The organism is Variovorax sp. PDC80 (assembly GCF_900115375.1).
Classification (GTDB): domain Bacteria; phylum Pseudomonadota; class Gammaproteobacteria; order Burkholderiales; family Burkholderiaceae_C; genus Variovorax.
The window spans coordinates 168,442-182,263 of record NZ_FOWG01000007.1 but is presented as its reverse complement, the minus strand read 5'-3'; the positions used below and the strand labels follow the sequence as shown (position 1 = coordinate 182,263).

Annotated in this window: 16 protein-coding genes; 10 read left to right on the top strand and 6 right to left on the bottom strand. The window is 65.4% G+C overall.

Features of this window, described 5'->3' with window-relative positions; genetic code table 11:
- Positions 1 to 120: 120 nt before the first annotated feature.
- Positions 121 to 1,263 carry a type 1 periplasmic-binding domain-containing protein gene (locus BM109_RS21010; RefSeq protein WP_093346581.1) on the top strand — a complete coding sequence of 381 codons (1,143 nt, stop codon included), beginning with the start codon at positions 121 to 123 and terminating at the stop codon, positions 1,261 to 1,263.
- A gap of 127 nt (positions 1,264 to 1,390) precedes the next feature.
- Complete coding sequence (locus BM109_RS21005) at positions 1,391 to 1,747, top strand: hypothetical protein (RefSeq protein ID WP_093346578.1); 357 nt, start codon at positions 1,391 to 1,393, stop codon at positions 1,745 to 1,747.
- Between the two features lie 9 nt (positions 1,748 to 1,756).
- Here BM109_RS21005 and BM109_RS21000 read toward each other — a convergent pair whose 3' ends face one another.
- From BM109_RS21000 to BM109_RS20980, 5 genes are all read right to left on the bottom strand, one after another.
- The gene (locus BM109_RS21000; RefSeq protein WP_057589938.1) at positions 1,757 to 2,164 is read right to left on the bottom strand and encodes a VOC family protein; all 408 of its coding nucleotides are present in this window, start codon (positions 2,162 to 2,164) and stop codon (positions 1,757 to 1,759) included.
- A complete protein-coding gene (locus tag BM109_RS20995; protein ID WP_093347260.1) occupies positions 2,161 to 2,661 on the bottom strand; it encodes a helix-turn-helix transcriptional regulator in 501 nt (166 codons plus the stop codon). Before BM109_RS20995 ends, BM109_RS21000 begins: the two co-directional genes overlap by 4 nt.
- Before the next feature lie 86 nt (positions 2,662 to 2,747).
- The gene (locus BM109_RS20990) at positions 2,748 to 3,422 is read right to left on the bottom strand and encodes a L,D-transpeptidase (RefSeq protein ID WP_093346575.1); all 675 of its coding nucleotides are present in this window, start codon (positions 3,420 to 3,422) and stop codon (positions 2,748 to 2,750) included.
- Positions 3,423 to 3,439: 17 nt separating this feature from the next.
- Positions 3,440 to 3,730, bottom strand: a complete 291-nt coding sequence (locus BM109_RS20985; RefSeq protein WP_093346573.1) for a proteophosphoglycan ppg4 — start codon at positions 3,728 to 3,730, stop codon at positions 3,440 to 3,442.
- Between the two features lie 208 nt (positions 3,731 to 3,938).
- Positions 3,939 to 5,384 (bottom strand): aldehyde dehydrogenase family protein, encoded by a 1,446-nt coding sequence (locus BM109_RS20980; RefSeq protein ID WP_093346570.1) that lies wholly within the window; start codon positions 5,382 to 5,384, stop codon positions 3,939 to 3,941.
- A 227-nt stretch (positions 5,385 to 5,611) separates the two neighbouring features.
- Here BM109_RS20980 and BM109_RS20975 point away from each other — a divergent pair, with 227 nt between their 5' ends.
- From BM109_RS20975 to BM109_RS20960, 3 genes are all read left to right on the top strand, one after another.
- Positions 5,612 to 7,759 carry a PQQ-dependent dehydrogenase, methanol/ethanol family gene (locus tag BM109_RS20975; RefSeq protein WP_093346568.1) on the top strand — a complete coding sequence of 716 codons (2,148 nt, stop codon included), beginning with the start codon at positions 5,612 to 5,614 and terminating at the stop codon, positions 7,757 to 7,759.
- A gap of 75 nt (positions 7,760 to 7,834) precedes the next feature.
- The gene (locus tag BM109_RS41500) at positions 7,835 to 8,665 is read left to right on the top strand and encodes a helix-turn-helix transcriptional regulator (RefSeq protein ID WP_218159400.1); all 831 of its coding nucleotides are present in this window, start codon (positions 7,835 to 7,837) and stop codon (positions 8,663 to 8,665) included.
- A 389-nt stretch (positions 8,666 to 9,054) separates the two neighbouring features.
- Positions 9,055 to 9,465 (top strand): hypothetical protein, encoded by a 411-nt coding sequence (locus BM109_RS20960; RefSeq protein WP_093346565.1) that lies wholly within the window; start codon positions 9,055 to 9,057, stop codon positions 9,463 to 9,465.
- 57 nt (positions 9,466 to 9,522) lie between these two features.
- On the opposite strand, the gene BM109_RS40830 is transcribed toward BM109_RS20960, so the two are convergent.
- A complete protein-coding gene (locus BM109_RS40830; protein WP_143129220.1) occupies positions 9,523 to 10,005 on the bottom strand; it encodes a hypothetical protein in 483 nt (160 codons plus the stop codon).
- A gap of 486 nt (positions 10,006 to 10,491) precedes the next feature.
- Here BM109_RS40830 and BM109_RS41270 point away from each other — a divergent pair, with 486 nt between their 5' ends.
- The 5 genes from BM109_RS41270 to BM109_RS40815 all read left to right on the top strand — a co-directional run bounded on the left by BM109_RS41270 (position 10,492) and on the right by BM109_RS40815 (position 13,617).
- Positions 10,492 to 10,908, top strand: coding sequence for a hypothetical protein (locus BM109_RS41270; protein WP_177239419.1), 417 nt, complete (start codon positions 10,492 to 10,494; stop codon positions 10,906 to 10,908).
- A gap of 34 nt (positions 10,909 to 10,942) precedes the next feature.
- On the top strand, positions 10,943 to 11,362 hold the full coding sequence (locus BM109_RS40820) for a hypothetical protein (protein ID WP_143129218.1): 420 nt from the start codon (positions 10,943 to 10,945) through the stop codon (positions 11,360 to 11,362).
- A gap of 134 nt (positions 11,363 to 11,496) precedes the next feature.
- Positions 11,497 to 11,781, top strand: coding sequence for a hypothetical protein (locus tag BM109_RS20945; protein WP_093346557.1), 285 nt, complete (start codon positions 11,497 to 11,499; stop codon positions 11,779 to 11,781).
- A gap of 541 nt (positions 11,782 to 12,322) precedes the next feature.
- Entirely contained in the window at positions 12,323 to 12,838 is a 516-nt protein-coding gene (locus tag BM109_RS20940; protein WP_093346555.1) for a hypothetical protein, read from the top strand.
- A 152-nt stretch (positions 12,839 to 12,990) separates the two neighbouring features.
- Positions 12,991 to 13,617: a hypothetical protein gene (locus BM109_RS40815; protein ID WP_143129217.1), complete on the top strand. Its 627-nt coding sequence runs from the start codon at positions 12,991 to 12,993 to the stop codon at positions 13,615 to 13,617.
- The last annotated feature ends 205 nt before the right edge of the window (positions 13,618 to 13,822 follow it).

Here is a 13,822-nt window from a genome sequence, read left to right as displayed (position 1 = left end):
GAATCGCCCGGGGCCTGAAACTTAAGGACTCAAGACGACACTTTCGTGACAGCCTGCGAGCCCGCCGATGCAAGCGCGGCGGCGAGCACCGATGTCATAAATTCCACCTAGCATGGCCGCATGAGCCTGCATCGCCCCAGCCGCCGCCAAGTCCTTCGTGGTGCGACGGCCATGGCCTTCGCGTCGTCCGTCGGCGCCAGCTTCGCCCAGGGTTCCCGCGCCACGGAACAGCCGGCGGTGCGGGTCACGCAGCTCATGGACACGTCGCCGAGCCAGCAGGCGCTGTCGCGCGACTACGCGACCGGCTTCAGGCTCGCGTTCGCGGAGCTCAAGGCCACGACGGGGCTCAACGTGCAGCTCAAGGCCGTGGAGGTCGGCGACTCGGACGCCGACGCCCAGGCCGCGCTCAAGGCCATCGGCGAGGACAGCGCGCAGGTGGCGCTGGTGGGCACCGTGGGAGAACGCCTCGCGCTCGCGAGCCTCGCGCACGCCGACAGCGGCCGCCTCGAGATCGCGCATGTCGCGCCCTGGCTCGCCGACTCGCGCTTCGATGCGAACCCGAACCTGTTCGCCCTGTTCGCATCGCGCGAGGACCAGATCCGGCACGTGCTCAAGAACCTCGCGACCATGGGCGTGGCCAAGATCGGCATCGTGTACCCGACGGCCGCCCACGCCACGGCGTTGCAGCCGGGCATGGCGCAGATCGCCGAGCGGCTCAAGCTCGAGGCGCAGGTGCTGACGGCGCCCAAGGGCCGCGACCTCGAAGCCTTCGGTGGCCAGCTGCCCGCCAGCACGCCCTACTTCCTGCTGTTCACGGGCGACGCCATCGAGCTGGCGCTGTTCACGCGCGGGCTCGCCAAAAGAGGCGTGCAGCGCACCGTGGTGTGCCTGTCCGACGTCGACACCAACACCTTCCTGCAGCTGAGCCCCGGCAAGGGCGTGCCGATCATCTTCACGCGCGTGGTGCCCGATCCGCGCACCAGCAAGGTGGCGATCGTGCGCAGCTACCGCAACGCGCTGCAGCGCTACTTCGACGAGGACCCCTCGCCGACCAGCTTTGCCGGCTACCTCGGCGGCCGTTATGCGGGCGCCGTCATCGCCGGCGCGGGCACCGAGCCCGGGCGCGCGAAGCTGCTGACCCAGTTCAAGCGCCGCGCCGCGGTGGATCTCGACGGCTGGCGCTTCGACTACGCGGGCGGATCGCGCGCCAGCAGCCAGGTCAGCCAGATCCTGCTGAACAGCAGCGGCAACTTCGTGGGCTGAAGAACGCGGGGCACGCGGGCACGCGCGGGCCCGCCGATCGTGACGCTAAGATGCGCGCGCGGCACGGCGACGCCGGGCCGCATGCCCGTCGGCCCCGCGCCGACACGATCGAACAGGGAGAGAAAAAATGAAATTGCTGCTGTCCACCGGCGTGCTCGCCGTCTTGCTGTCGCACGGCCATGCCTTCGCGGAGTCGCTCGCGCAGTCCGCGAGCGACCCGCTCCTCGAAGCCGCTGCGTCGCAGGCCGCTTCGTCGTCCTACATCAAGAGAAGCTGGGTCGGGGCCAAGCCGCTGATGGCGTCGGACCCGAACCAGGGGCTCTACCCCTCGGCCCGCTGGGAGACGCGCACACGCAGCTTCCTGACCACGGACGGCCTGCCGCCACCCGCCCAGGCCGTGGATGGCCGCGGGCTCGCGGTGGCCTTCGCCCTCAACGCCGTGCTCGACGCGACGGGTGCCAAGGACTATTTCGTCAAGCGCTGAGCCGCGGCCTCAGCCGGCGCGCTGGATCATCTTCCACCCGTTGCCCGACGGGTCCCGGAAGCCGGCATCCACGGTGCCATAGCGCTCCACCGGCTCCTGCGTGAACTCCACGCCCTGGGCGCGCAGCCGTTCGTAGCTGGCGCGGCAGTCGTCGACGCTCAGCACCAGCGGCGGCATCGCGCCCTTGGCGACGATCGCCTGCAGCGCCTGGGCCGTGGCCGCGTCGTGCACCGGCGGGCCGGGCTTGAACAGGCCGAGCTGGAACGCCGGCTGCTCGGGATGCTGCACGGTCAACCAGCGGTAGTCGCCGTTGCCGACATCGGTGTGGACGCGAAAGCCGAGCTTGCCCGCGTAGAAGGCGAGGGCCTCCTCCTGATCGCGCACGTACAGACCGACCGTTTCAATACCTTGGCTCATGGAATCTCCTGTGGTTCGGCCTCGTTTGTACCGGCCGCGGCCTGGCGGCGCTTCTCCGAAACTGCTGTTTGGAGATGCGGCCGCTGCGAGGCGCTGACGATGCAGGCCGGCACGGGCCCGAAGGCCTGCGCCTCGCCCTTGCCGCGCGTGCGCACCTCGCCCGGGCTGCCGCCCGTGATGTCGCGGAAGGTGCGCCCGAAGGTGCCGAGGCTGGACCAGCCGGTGGCGAAGGCGATGTCGGTGATCGAGAGTTCGGTTTCGCGCAGCAGCGCGCTCGCGCGTTCGATGCGGCGCGTGAGCAGGTAGCGATGCGGCGGGGTGCCGAAGGCCTGCTTGAACGAGCGCGCGAAGTGGGCCTCGGAAACGCCACTGACCTGCGCCAGCCGCTCGACCGGCCATTCCTCGTGCGAGGCGGCGTCCATGCGGTCCTTGGCGCGCAGCAGGCGGCGCAGCAGCGCGGGGTCCTGAACGGGCGGCGCGGCGTCCGCACTTGCCATGGGTGTGTCTCCTTCGATGAGCATGCCGCCATGCGTCGGCATGCGGCATTGTGTCGCAGGAGCGTGCGGAGGATCTTCGCGGATGCCTACAGCGCCGGCCGCGCAGCGGATGGCGCGCGCGCATCCTTCGCCGGATTCAGGAAATCGAAGCGCGTGGCCACCGGCGAGGACTCGGGCACCACGTAGACCACGCCGCGCCGTTGCCCCAGCGCGGGCTTCACGTAGGCGTCGTAGAAGGCGGCGGGCACGTTGATGCAGCCGTAGGAAATTCGGTTGTCCGCGATGGTGGGCGAGGCCAGCCGCTCGAGCCGGCGGTCGGCCTTGTTGGTGGTGCGCACGCGGTGCATGGAGATCGCGGCGTCGTAGTCGACCCAGACAATGTCCTCGCCGCCCGTGTTGCGCCCCGGCTCGGAAGCGAAGCGTCCGGCCGGCGTGGTGCGTTCATGCGGGCGAATCTTGGCCATGGGGCGCTCGCCGATGCCCGGCACCGAATCGTCGCCGCGCGCGAGACCCAGCAGCACGGGCGATGAGCCTAGCAGCGTGCCCTTCGCGTCGAAGACGAAGACGCTCGCGGCCTTCTTGTCGACCACCGCGAAGGCGCCGCCCGCGTTGTCGCGCGCCGCGACCGCGGCCTGGGCGATGCGCTGGGCATCGGCCGTCAGCGGGGCCGCGGGCATCGCGGGCGGAGCGGCGAACGCCGCCGCGCTCGCGAGCAGCAGCGCTGCCGCCGCCGCCCGCGGATACGGAATGCCTGTGTGCATCACTGAAGCCCGCGGCCTCAGTTGCGGTCGGCGCGCGCCGGACGCATCGGCTGTGCGGCGGCCATGTTGCTGCTGCCCGAGTCCTGCGACATCGCGTTGCCACGCATCGGAGCCGGTGCCGGGGTGGCGGCCATGGTGTTGTTCTGCGGCGTGGTGCCGGTGGTGCCCATCGGGCCGCCCGCGGGGCTCTGCTGGCCGGCGGCGGTGGCCGGGTTCGGCGGCGCGGTGGTGGGCGGGTTGCCCTGCGCGAAGGCGGCGCCGGCGGCGGTGAGTGCGAGGGCTGCGATCAGGTGAGACGTGCGATTCATGGAAATGCTCCTTGGGGAAATCCGGCAAGGCCGGAAGGTTGAGATCCGCCGGACCGGATGCCCGACATGGATCAACTTAGGCCCCACGAAAAATCGCCAGGTCAGTTCGCGGCGCGGCCTCCTGTAGGAGCGCGACACCCCAAAACGGCACGGGCCGAGCGTGCGCGACGCCCGGCCCGTGCCGGCAAATGCCATCCGGTGGCGTTGGCTACTGCGGCTTCTTCTTCAGGCTGATGACCTGCGGCTGCGTCACCGCCTTGAGCCCGTCGATGCCGAACTCCAGGCCCCAGCCCGAACCCTTGACGCCGCCGAAGGGCACCATCGGGTGGATCGCGCCGTGCTGGTTGATCCACACGGTGCCGGCCTCGATGCGCGACGCGACCGCGCGCGCCTGCTCGATGTCGGTGCCCCACACCGAGGCGCCCAGGCCCACGTCGACGCGGTTGGCCTGCGCGATCGCGTCGTCGATGTCGCGGTAGCGGATCACCGGCAGCACCGGGCCGAACTGCTCCTCGTCGACCAGGCTCGCACCGTCCGCGATGTCGGTGACCAACGTGAGCGGATAGAAGTTGCCGGCGCCCGCGCGCGGCTCGCCGCCGCAGACGATGGTCGCGCCGCCGGCGCGCGCCTCGTCGACCAGCCGGCGCACCTTGTCGAACTGCATGCGGTTCTGGATCGGCCCCATCGCGATGCCGGGCTGCGCGCCGTCGCCCATCGGCATCGCCTCGGCGATTGCCTTGAGCTCGGCCACCACCGCATCGTGCAGCGCATCGGGCACGTACAGCCGCTTGGCGCAGGCGCAGGTCTGGCCCATGTTGAGGAAGGCGCCCCAGAACAGGTCCATGGCGATGGCCTTCGGGTCGGCATCGGGCAGCACGATGGCGGCGTCGTTGCCGCCGAGCTCGATCGTGGTGGGCGTGAGGTTGCGCGCCGCGGCGGCCGCGATCTTCGCGCCGGTGGCGCTCGAGCCGGTGAACATGATCTTGTCGACGTCGGGGTTCTCGACCAGCCAGCCGCCGACCTCGCCGGTGCCGCTGACGGTGTTGAGCACGCCGGGCGGCAGCACCTCGGCGATCAGCCGCACCATCTCGAGCGTGCCGATGCTGGTGTATTCCGAGGGCTTGATGACCACCGTGTTGCCCGCGCGCAGCGAGGGCACGATCTGCCAGATGGCGATCAAGAGTGGCCAGTTCCACGGCGCGATCGCCGCGATCACGCCGAAGGGCTTGCGGTGCATCTCGTCGCGACGCGTGGCGTCCTCGAACACCACGTCCACCGGCATCTCGAGGCTGGCCGGCACCTGGGTCCAGGCCTCGCAGCCGAACAGCTCGAAGCGCGCGCCCGGCACCTCGGTCGGGCCGACGCCGCCCAGCGGCTTGCCCTGCTCGCGCGTGACCCAGCCGGCCAGGTACTCGGCATTGCCGTGCAGCACCTCGGCCACCTTCATCAGCAGCGCGCGGCGCTCGGCGTCGGGGCGCGCGGCCCAGGCCGGCTGCGCCTTGCGCGCCGCGCGCACGGCCTGCTCGATCTGCTCGGCCGTGGAATGCGGCACGAGGCCGATGGCTTCGCCGGTGGCGGGGTTCTTCGATTCGAAGCTGCGCTCCGACGTGACCGGACGGTTGTCGACGGTATTGGGGTAGGTTTGAAGGCTCATGGGGCGCAGTCTGCGAGCCCGCCGCATTCGTGGCATCGCGAACATTCGCGACGGGGTATTCCCGGGGCCTTTCCCCGGGGCCCGGCGCGCCGCCCCTGCGGCAAACCCTATCGCGAAAGCTCGCGATAGCCAGGCGCGCGGGCGCTTTCCAGAATCCCGAGGGCCGCTGCCCTGCCCTCGCCGGCCCCGGCCCCCTCACAACAACCGACAAAAACTCAGGAGTCACGATGCCCCACCGCCTTCCGCTCGCTCTCACCGGCCTTCGCCCGCCTGCGCGCCTCGCGCTGCTGCTGGCCGGCTGCGCCCTCGCCGGCGCGGCCGCGGCCCAGGCCGTGGACGGCGCGCGCATCGCGGCGGCCGATCGCGAGCCGGGCAACTGGATGAGCCACGGCCGCACCTACGACGAGCAGCGCTTCAGCCCGCTCGCGAAGATCAACGACCGCAACGTCGGCAAGCTCGGCATGGCCTGGACCTACAAGCTCGACGTCGACCGCGGCGTGGAGGCCACGCCGATCGTGGTCGACGGCGTGATGTACACCACCGGCGCCGAGAGCATCGTCTACGCGCTCGACGCGCGCACCGGCAAGCTGCTGTGGCGCCACGACCCGAAGGTGAATGCCGAGTCGCTGAGCCAGGGCTGCTGCGACGTGGTCAACCGCGGCGTGGCCGTGTGGAAGGGCCGGGTCTACGTCGGCGCCTTCGACGGCCGGCTGATCGCGCTCGACGCGCGCACCGGCGAGCAGGTCTGGTCGGTCGACACCGTGCTCGACAAGAGCAAGAGCTACACCATCACCGGCGCGCCGCGCATCGTGAAGGGCAAGGTGCTGATCGGCAACGGCGGCGCCGAGTTCGGCGTGCGCGGCTACGTCACGGCCTACGACGCCGACACCGGCCAGCAGGCCTGGCGCTTCTTCACCGTGCCCGGCGACCCGGCCCAGCCGCCCGAGAACAAGGCCATGGCCATGGCGATGAAGACCTGGTCGGGCAACGGCTGGGTCAAGTGGGGCGGCGGCGGCACGGCCTGGGACTCGATGGCCTACGACCCCGAACTCAACCTGCTGTACATCGGCACCGGCAACGGCTCGCCGTGGAACTACCAGTTCCGCAGCGAGGGCAAGGGCGACAACCTGTTCCTGTCGTCGATCGTCGCGCTCGACCCCGACACCGGCGACTACGTCTGGCACTACCAGACCACGCCCGCAGATCGCTGGGATTACACCGCCACCCAGCACATCGTGCTGGCCGACCTGCGCATCGACGGCAAGCTGCGCAAGGTGCTGATGCAGGCGCCGAAGAACGGCTTCTTCTACGTGCTCGACCGCACCGACGGCAAGCTGATCTCGGCGAAGAACTACGTGCCGGTCAACTGGGCATCGCACATCGACCTGAAGACCGGCCGGCCGGTGGAGACCGGCGCCGGCAACTACGGGCCCGGCGAGCAGAAGAAGCTGGTGATCCCGGCCTTCCTCGGCGGCCACAACTGGCACCCGATGTCCTTCAACCCGAAGACCGGGCTGGTCTACCTGCCCGCGCAGGAGACCATGGCCGAGCTCGAGGCGCAGAAGGAACCGCTGTTCCTGCCGACCAAGTCGGTGGTCAACCTCGGCCTGGAGGTGCCCGAGCTGCCCGAGGACCCCAAGATCGAGGCCCAGATCCGCGGCGCCTGGAAGGGCCGCCTGCTGGCCTGGGACCCGGTGCGCCAGAAGGCCGCGTGGTCGCACGACTACGCCAGCGCCTGGAACGGCGGCACCCTGAGCACCGCGGGCAACCTCGTGTTCCAGGGCACGGCCGATGGCCGCGCCGTGGCCTACGCGGCCGACAACGGCAAGCAGCTCTGGCAGAGCCCCGTCAACAGCGGCGCCATGGCCGGCCCGATCAGCTACGAGGTCGACGGCGAGCAGTACGTGAGCTTCATGGTCGGCTGGGGCGGCGCCTTCCCGCACATCACCGGCCCGATCTCGCTGAGCGCCCGCGTGCGGCCCGAGGCGCGCGTCGTCACCTTCAAGCTCGGCGCCAGCCAGAAGCTGCCGCCCGCCAGGCTCGCGCCCGCGCTGCCGCGCGCCGCCGACGTGCCGCCGCTCACCGCCTCGGCCGAGCAGATCAAGCAGGCGCGCCTGATGTTCAACGGCCTGTGCGGCTCCTGCCACGGCCTCAATGCCGTCAGCGGCGGCGTCGTGCCCGACCTGCGCTACATGAAGCCCGAGCAGCACGAGCTGTTCGCGGCCACCGTGAGCGGCGCGCGCATCAACCGCGGCATGCCGGGCTTCGCGGGCGTGCTCAAGCCCGAGGACATGCAGCTGCTGCACCAGTACGTCATCAAGCGCACGCACGACCTCAGCGCGGAGATCGCGGCCGCCCGGCCGGCCGCCAAATAGGCAAACCCCATGCCGACGCCCCGCCCGGACTGGCTATCATCCGGCCGACCTGGATGTGCAGTCGGAGATGGGCGCATGAACGACGAAGAGCTGATGGCCGCGCAACGCCAGTTGCGCCGCAGCCTGCTGGATGGCCACGGCGCCCTGCGCTGGCGGCCCGCGCGCGACCTGGCCGCGCACCTGCTGCTGCACCTCGACGAACCCGACGACTGCTGGCGCTTCGCCGCCGGCTGGCTGCGCGAGGCCTTCGACGCCGACCGCGTCGACTGCGGCTTCGGCCGCCCCGAAGAAGCCTGCTACCGCCCCCAGGCCGAGGCCCTGCGCCGCGACCGCGACGTGCCCTCGGTCATCGGCCTCGCCATCGACGCCGCCGACTGCGGCGTGCAGACCGTCTGGCATGCGCACGGCGTGGTGGTGCTGCGCGACGTCGAGCAGGAACGCCGGCTCGGCCAGAGCACGCGCGCCGAACTGCTGCGCATGGGCACGCGCGTGAAGATGGCCGCGCCGATCATGGACCGCACGCGGCCGCTGGGGCTGATGTGCGTCGACTGGATGGATGCCTGCGAACCGGCGCGCGACGAGCGCTGGGCGCGCTTCGAGGAGATCGCGGCGGTGGTGCTGGGGCCGGTGATGAGCGCGGCGCAGCGCATGGCCAGTGGCGTGCAGCGGGATGTGGGCCGGCCGGTGCACGGCGGCGATGCGATCGATCTGCTCGAGAGCCTGACGCCGGCTGAACGCACGGTGGCTCGGCTGGCGGTCGATGGGTTGAGCTACAAGGAGATTGCGCGGCGACTCAATCGGTCGTTCTCGACGGTGGATCACCAGTTGCGCAGTGCGCGGAGCAAGCTGGGGGTGAGTTCCACGGCGCGGTTGGTGAATTTGATGTCGGGGACGCGGTCGCATTGAGTGAGGCGGCTGCGCGATATCGCCGTGACGCTGCCATCTCTGCCAGCTGAGGTTCGACTTCGCGACTCGTTGATCGAGGTGAACTTGGGCGCGATCGAGCGCCGGAATTCGGCCAGGGGCGGACGTCCGACCTGAGCTTCCAGTTCGCACACAATCATCCTTCGCCCGCCTCGCAGTCAGTTCATCGTCCAGCTTTCCAAGTGCGTCCACGACGCTTCGATGCGCTGCTACAAGTTGAAAGAACATTCGTGCGGGCCTTTTCTCAGAACAGCTTCGCCGAGGTGAGTGGTCACGACAGGGGTCAAGGTCGGTTTAACATCTTCATCTATCCAACTGGCACGTGGGGTCCAGTTTTGGAGCGCGTTTAAGCCTTCCTCAAGCTTCGCTGAGTGCCTGAGGAGGCGCTGGTCGTCAAGCGCCTGAAGGCGAGCGGAAAGTACGTGGAGGATGCGAATATGCCGTCAGTCCTGATTCGTCTTGATCCAGGCCGCATGGAGAACCCAGATACCGATCTTCGATACGTCGTACCTGATCGCTTGACCGAGCTTTCTAGCGGAATTTTGACCGACAGCGGCTACGACTACGAAGAGGGTACCGATGCAATGCTCATCTACCTGTCCACAGATAACCTGGATGCCGCACTCCATTTCGTGATCGAACTCCTAGAGAATGAAATGATTTATGAGAACCGGTTGGCCGATTCAGCCAGAGTGGGAGCTTCACTGCTTGATGAGACGGAGCGCCCTGCCGATTTCGCGGTCGTCTACCCAAGCGCTGAAGCCGGCACACGTATGGGTTGAGCCCGCAGTCGGCCACAACCAGAAGTTCGCCAGCACAATGCGCTCACCTCGTATCGATCAATTGGAGTTCGACGATCCTGGCAGCGAAGAGTTGCTTGAGATCGATGTATCGAGCAACTCGAAATTTCCGCATTCCGATGTGAAGGCTTTGATCGGATCAACTGTAGATGCCTCATGTGCGTCGGTCTCGCTGCCTTGTTCTCTTGAAGATTGCCAATCCATATGCATACGATGCGCAAGAGCCTGGTTCTGATCACTCTCGTCCTGTCCGCATGCACAGCGCCCAAGATGTATGAGGCCCCGCAGGGGAAGAAAACGAGCAGATTTACCTTGGTCGCAAATTCGCGCGACTTTGTCATCTTGAATTCCGTGTACTACGGCAATACAGAGACTTGTACCGATTTTCAGCAGATCGGCGTTGCTCTCGATAGCGACAGAACCATCTTTCTCGAAGCAGATCGCGAGCACTCCATTGGAATTCAGGCCAATATCAGCAGCACCCTTGGGTACGGAACGGCAACCTTCATTCACTGCAACCACTACCTCACTTTCCCAGTCGCTAGCGACTACGAGTACAGATATATCAACAGAGCCGGAGCGGGGATTTGTCAGCGGGTCATGGAACGCCGTAGATCAGGAGACGCTTCTTGGGAGCCATCACCCTTTAGGTTAAGAAAACTCTCGCAAGACTACTTGCGTACACAAAAGGGTCCGGTGTGTCTTCCGGAGTAACGGAACCTAAGGGGCAATAGCCGTTGGTATTTGAATGTCTGCTCTCGATTTGTAGAAGGACTGCAAAGAGCCCTTCTCACCGGCGAATGGCTTGGCTACATTCGGCTGCGGATTCAACCGGTCGATGCAACACTCCTTCTGCCTAAGCAGTTGTCAGTGTGTTGCATCGACCGGTTGAATCCGCAGCCAGAAGCAGCCGCTCAGTGTTGAGGCAGAATTCGCCTCAAAGGAGCCGCTCGCCGCCACCGGCTTTCAGACCTCACAGATTCCACCAGCTGTTCCGACTTGTGCAATATGGATTCGATTGAAAATGCTCTTTTTAGAGCGGCGTTCCGCGCGGCGCTCGGGGAAGAAGGGTATCGTCGATTCGTGGCGGCTGGAGCAGTGCCGCGGCTTCGATATTGGCAGGAAGTCGAACTCCAGAAGTTCTTCGTGCGGCATCCCGAGCACCAGATGGCCGTGACACAAATCGCAGACGCGTTGAGGGTCTGCGAGTTGCATGATGGTTTGCTGCAGCCTGAAGTCGTCGAGGTGATTGATGGGTGTATCGACTACAGCCAGACATACCTCAACGCGAGGCGGGCCACATTTCCGCATGCGGCTGCTGACCCAGTGTCGACGGAGGGCCGCAAGAATATGCCTATGCGTGTGAGCGTTTGGTACTGCACTGTATGCCGCGCTTCGCGCTCGGCCTGGATGAGCGAGAACTGACGGCCAAAGAGCAGCCAATAGCCTAGGACTCCCGGTGCCTCGAAAAATAAAAACCATAGCCCGCGACATTGCCAAGTTCGCACCCGATGACGATGGCGACTGGCGCCGCCTGGACGTGCTGCTGGATGAACTTTGGCAAGCAGGCTCTCCAGAACAGGCAATCCCCGAAATGCTGAGTGTCTTTGAGCGCTATCCCGAGGAAGACGGACACGGAGTGATGTGGAGTCTCGTTCACGGGTTGGAAAAGCTTCCGAACTACGAGTCAGCGCTTCTTTCTTCTCTGGCACGCCAGCCAAGCGAACTCGGGATCGTCATGGTCGGTCGCATGTTGAACTCCGGCGTTACATCGGTCGACGGCGTTTCTCTGCTACTCACGCTGCAGGAGATCAGTAGCACTGCGACCTCTACGCACATCGAGGAGATAGCGCACAGCGTGTTGTCACGGCCGCGTTGATACTCGCACCACTTTCTCTCTTTCTTCGACATCGGCGCGACCACCGACAGTCGGGCAAAAGCAGCCGACCGGCTGCGGCTCAGAATTCGTGGGATAGCGGCCGATTGCCACGGCCGCGGACAGGAGAAGCCGCTTTGCGACAAGACATCACCCTGAATATTCCGTATGACCTTTCCAACGAGGAGTGGGAGAAGGTCGCGGCCGTCTATGCATCGCTGGATGGCTGGCTAGACGACCAAGACGGCCCGGCTTGGTACGGTCGAGAGGGTGATGCGCGCTACATCGGCTCCTCGGTCGAACCCAGCGGTATTCAATTTTTTGGCGAGGTCGAGACGCTTTTGTGGACCGGGTGGCTCACAGTTCTGTGCGCCAGAATGTCCTTGGCATTGGGGCGCGAAGTCCACGACGCCGAGGTCTAAATTCGGCCAACAGCGGTCGTTCAATACAAGCTGTCAATCGAACCAAGAATCGCAACTTCGATGAGTCACCTCACCATTTCGAGCATCCACTGGCTTTGAGATAGCGGGGACGCCAACGTTACGCTTTCCAGCGATGTGGCCACGGTGGTGGCCTTCTGCTTTCAGTGCTCTTACAAGGTTGGCCAAACAGTTCCCAACCTGCTGCATCCGGTCATGGTTGACGAACTGGAGTCTCCGTACCTGCAAGACTGGCCGGCAGATGAGAAAGCGCTTGCTAGTGCAGAGCAACTGGAGTGTCACGGGAGCTACGGGTATCGCGGTTGCGGCGAAGTAGTCGATCAAGCTGAGGGACTGGTCCGGGCGCGCGGCCTCGTCTTCAACTTCGGGGATGTCCCGGCTAGTGCAGAAACTGTCCGATTTCAGTTTGACCGACTGGACCTTTGGTGAGCACAAGTGTGAGCAGATAAGCGACGGCTATGCGACCGGCTACAGTCGGCCAACACCAGACGTTCGACCACGACCCCAAGACTGAAGAACAGGAATGTCGATGCAATTTACGTCAGCCGACGAGTTCCGGGTGGAAAAGGAACCTCTCATCAAGCTTCTTGGGGTGCTGTCTCAATGTGGCGAGGTCGTTTCGAAGTTTTTAAAGCCAAAACCCTCCATCCGGGGTCGCGACGACGCTCAGCGGCTGGCCGAGTTTCTGGAGCGCTTCAGCGACCTTGCGACGCAGACACCGCTCGGGCATGTTGAGCGAGAGTACGTACCCTTCTCAGTTCTGAATCGGTTCGAGTTCGAGGGCTCATTGGTGTCGGTTGTTCTTGACGGGGGATGTCACCGGGCGACCGGCGGGCTGACTGTGGAGGATGCCCGGAGGATCGTCGTCCAGGCCCTGGACGCCACGTTCCCCGCTCCGTTCTCAGACCTGCTCGCATACCGCTTCGACAGCCTCGATTGGTGCGAGTTGACGCGAACGTCGACCCTCTCCTCTGCATATGTGGTCTGGCAGAGCCCGCGGAACCTGTGGTGGGTGCTTTGCGTTTCCGACATTGACTGAATCTGCATGCGCCGGACCGATGGTTCAGGCCGCAGGAGGAATGCCGGCCGTGTGGCACAGTTCGGCCACAGGCCGACCTTCACCCCTTTCCTATGAAAGCGGTCTGGCAGATAAAGAAGCGCGCCTAAAGGTTCGTCAATACTGGAGGAAAAATGCGCACCTTTTCGAAGTTTAAGAACCTCATACCAAAGTCGACACTGCTTTTGGCGATTTCTTGTATGTCGCTCTTGCCGATGAGCGCCCTTTCTCGGCAAGTCGCCGTTTCGGAGGCTACCGTCTCCTTTGAGTTGCCTGACCGGTGGGAATACAAGGTGACAAGTGAGCCTACCCGAAAGATAGTCGCGATCCGCGCGGGTGTCAGGGAGAGAGGCTACGTCGTTTTCACTTGCCAGATTGACAGGCACGATCTGCCGCCGAATTATCGGTCGTATTCCCAACAGCAACTCAATGAGGCATATGCCAGCAAGCCGCTGGATGCAGAGGGATTTCGGGCGAGACTCAGTACACGAGTCCGCGGTCCGCTTGCTATCGAAAAAGTGGGACAGCGCATGATCGGAGGAGCGTTGGCTTACTGGGCAATCGCGACTGTTACTGAGGGTGAAGGCGCCGAGCAGCTCAGAATAGCTACCAAGCACTTCGTCACTCAGACGCCGGGGTTCGGGTGGATGATCCAATGTGGAGCCGGATCTCTGGACAAGGCAAAGGACCCTATGGTTTTCTTCAAGGAAATGGAGAAGCCGTTTGAAGAATTCGTTGCTTCAATAAGATTCTTGCCCTGACCTCAACCGCACGGCGCTTGCTACCTGAACGGCTGCTTCCCAAACGAACTGATGACCCCAGGGGCCCTTGCGCCGCCGCGACGGCGGGCTAAAGTCGGCCAGAAGCCGACGTTCGACAGCGGCTCACAGTCGTGTCAGAAATGAGGAGATTGGAGCGACATGGTGGTACGTAAAGACGAGATGACGGTAGATCTGAGCGACGTGA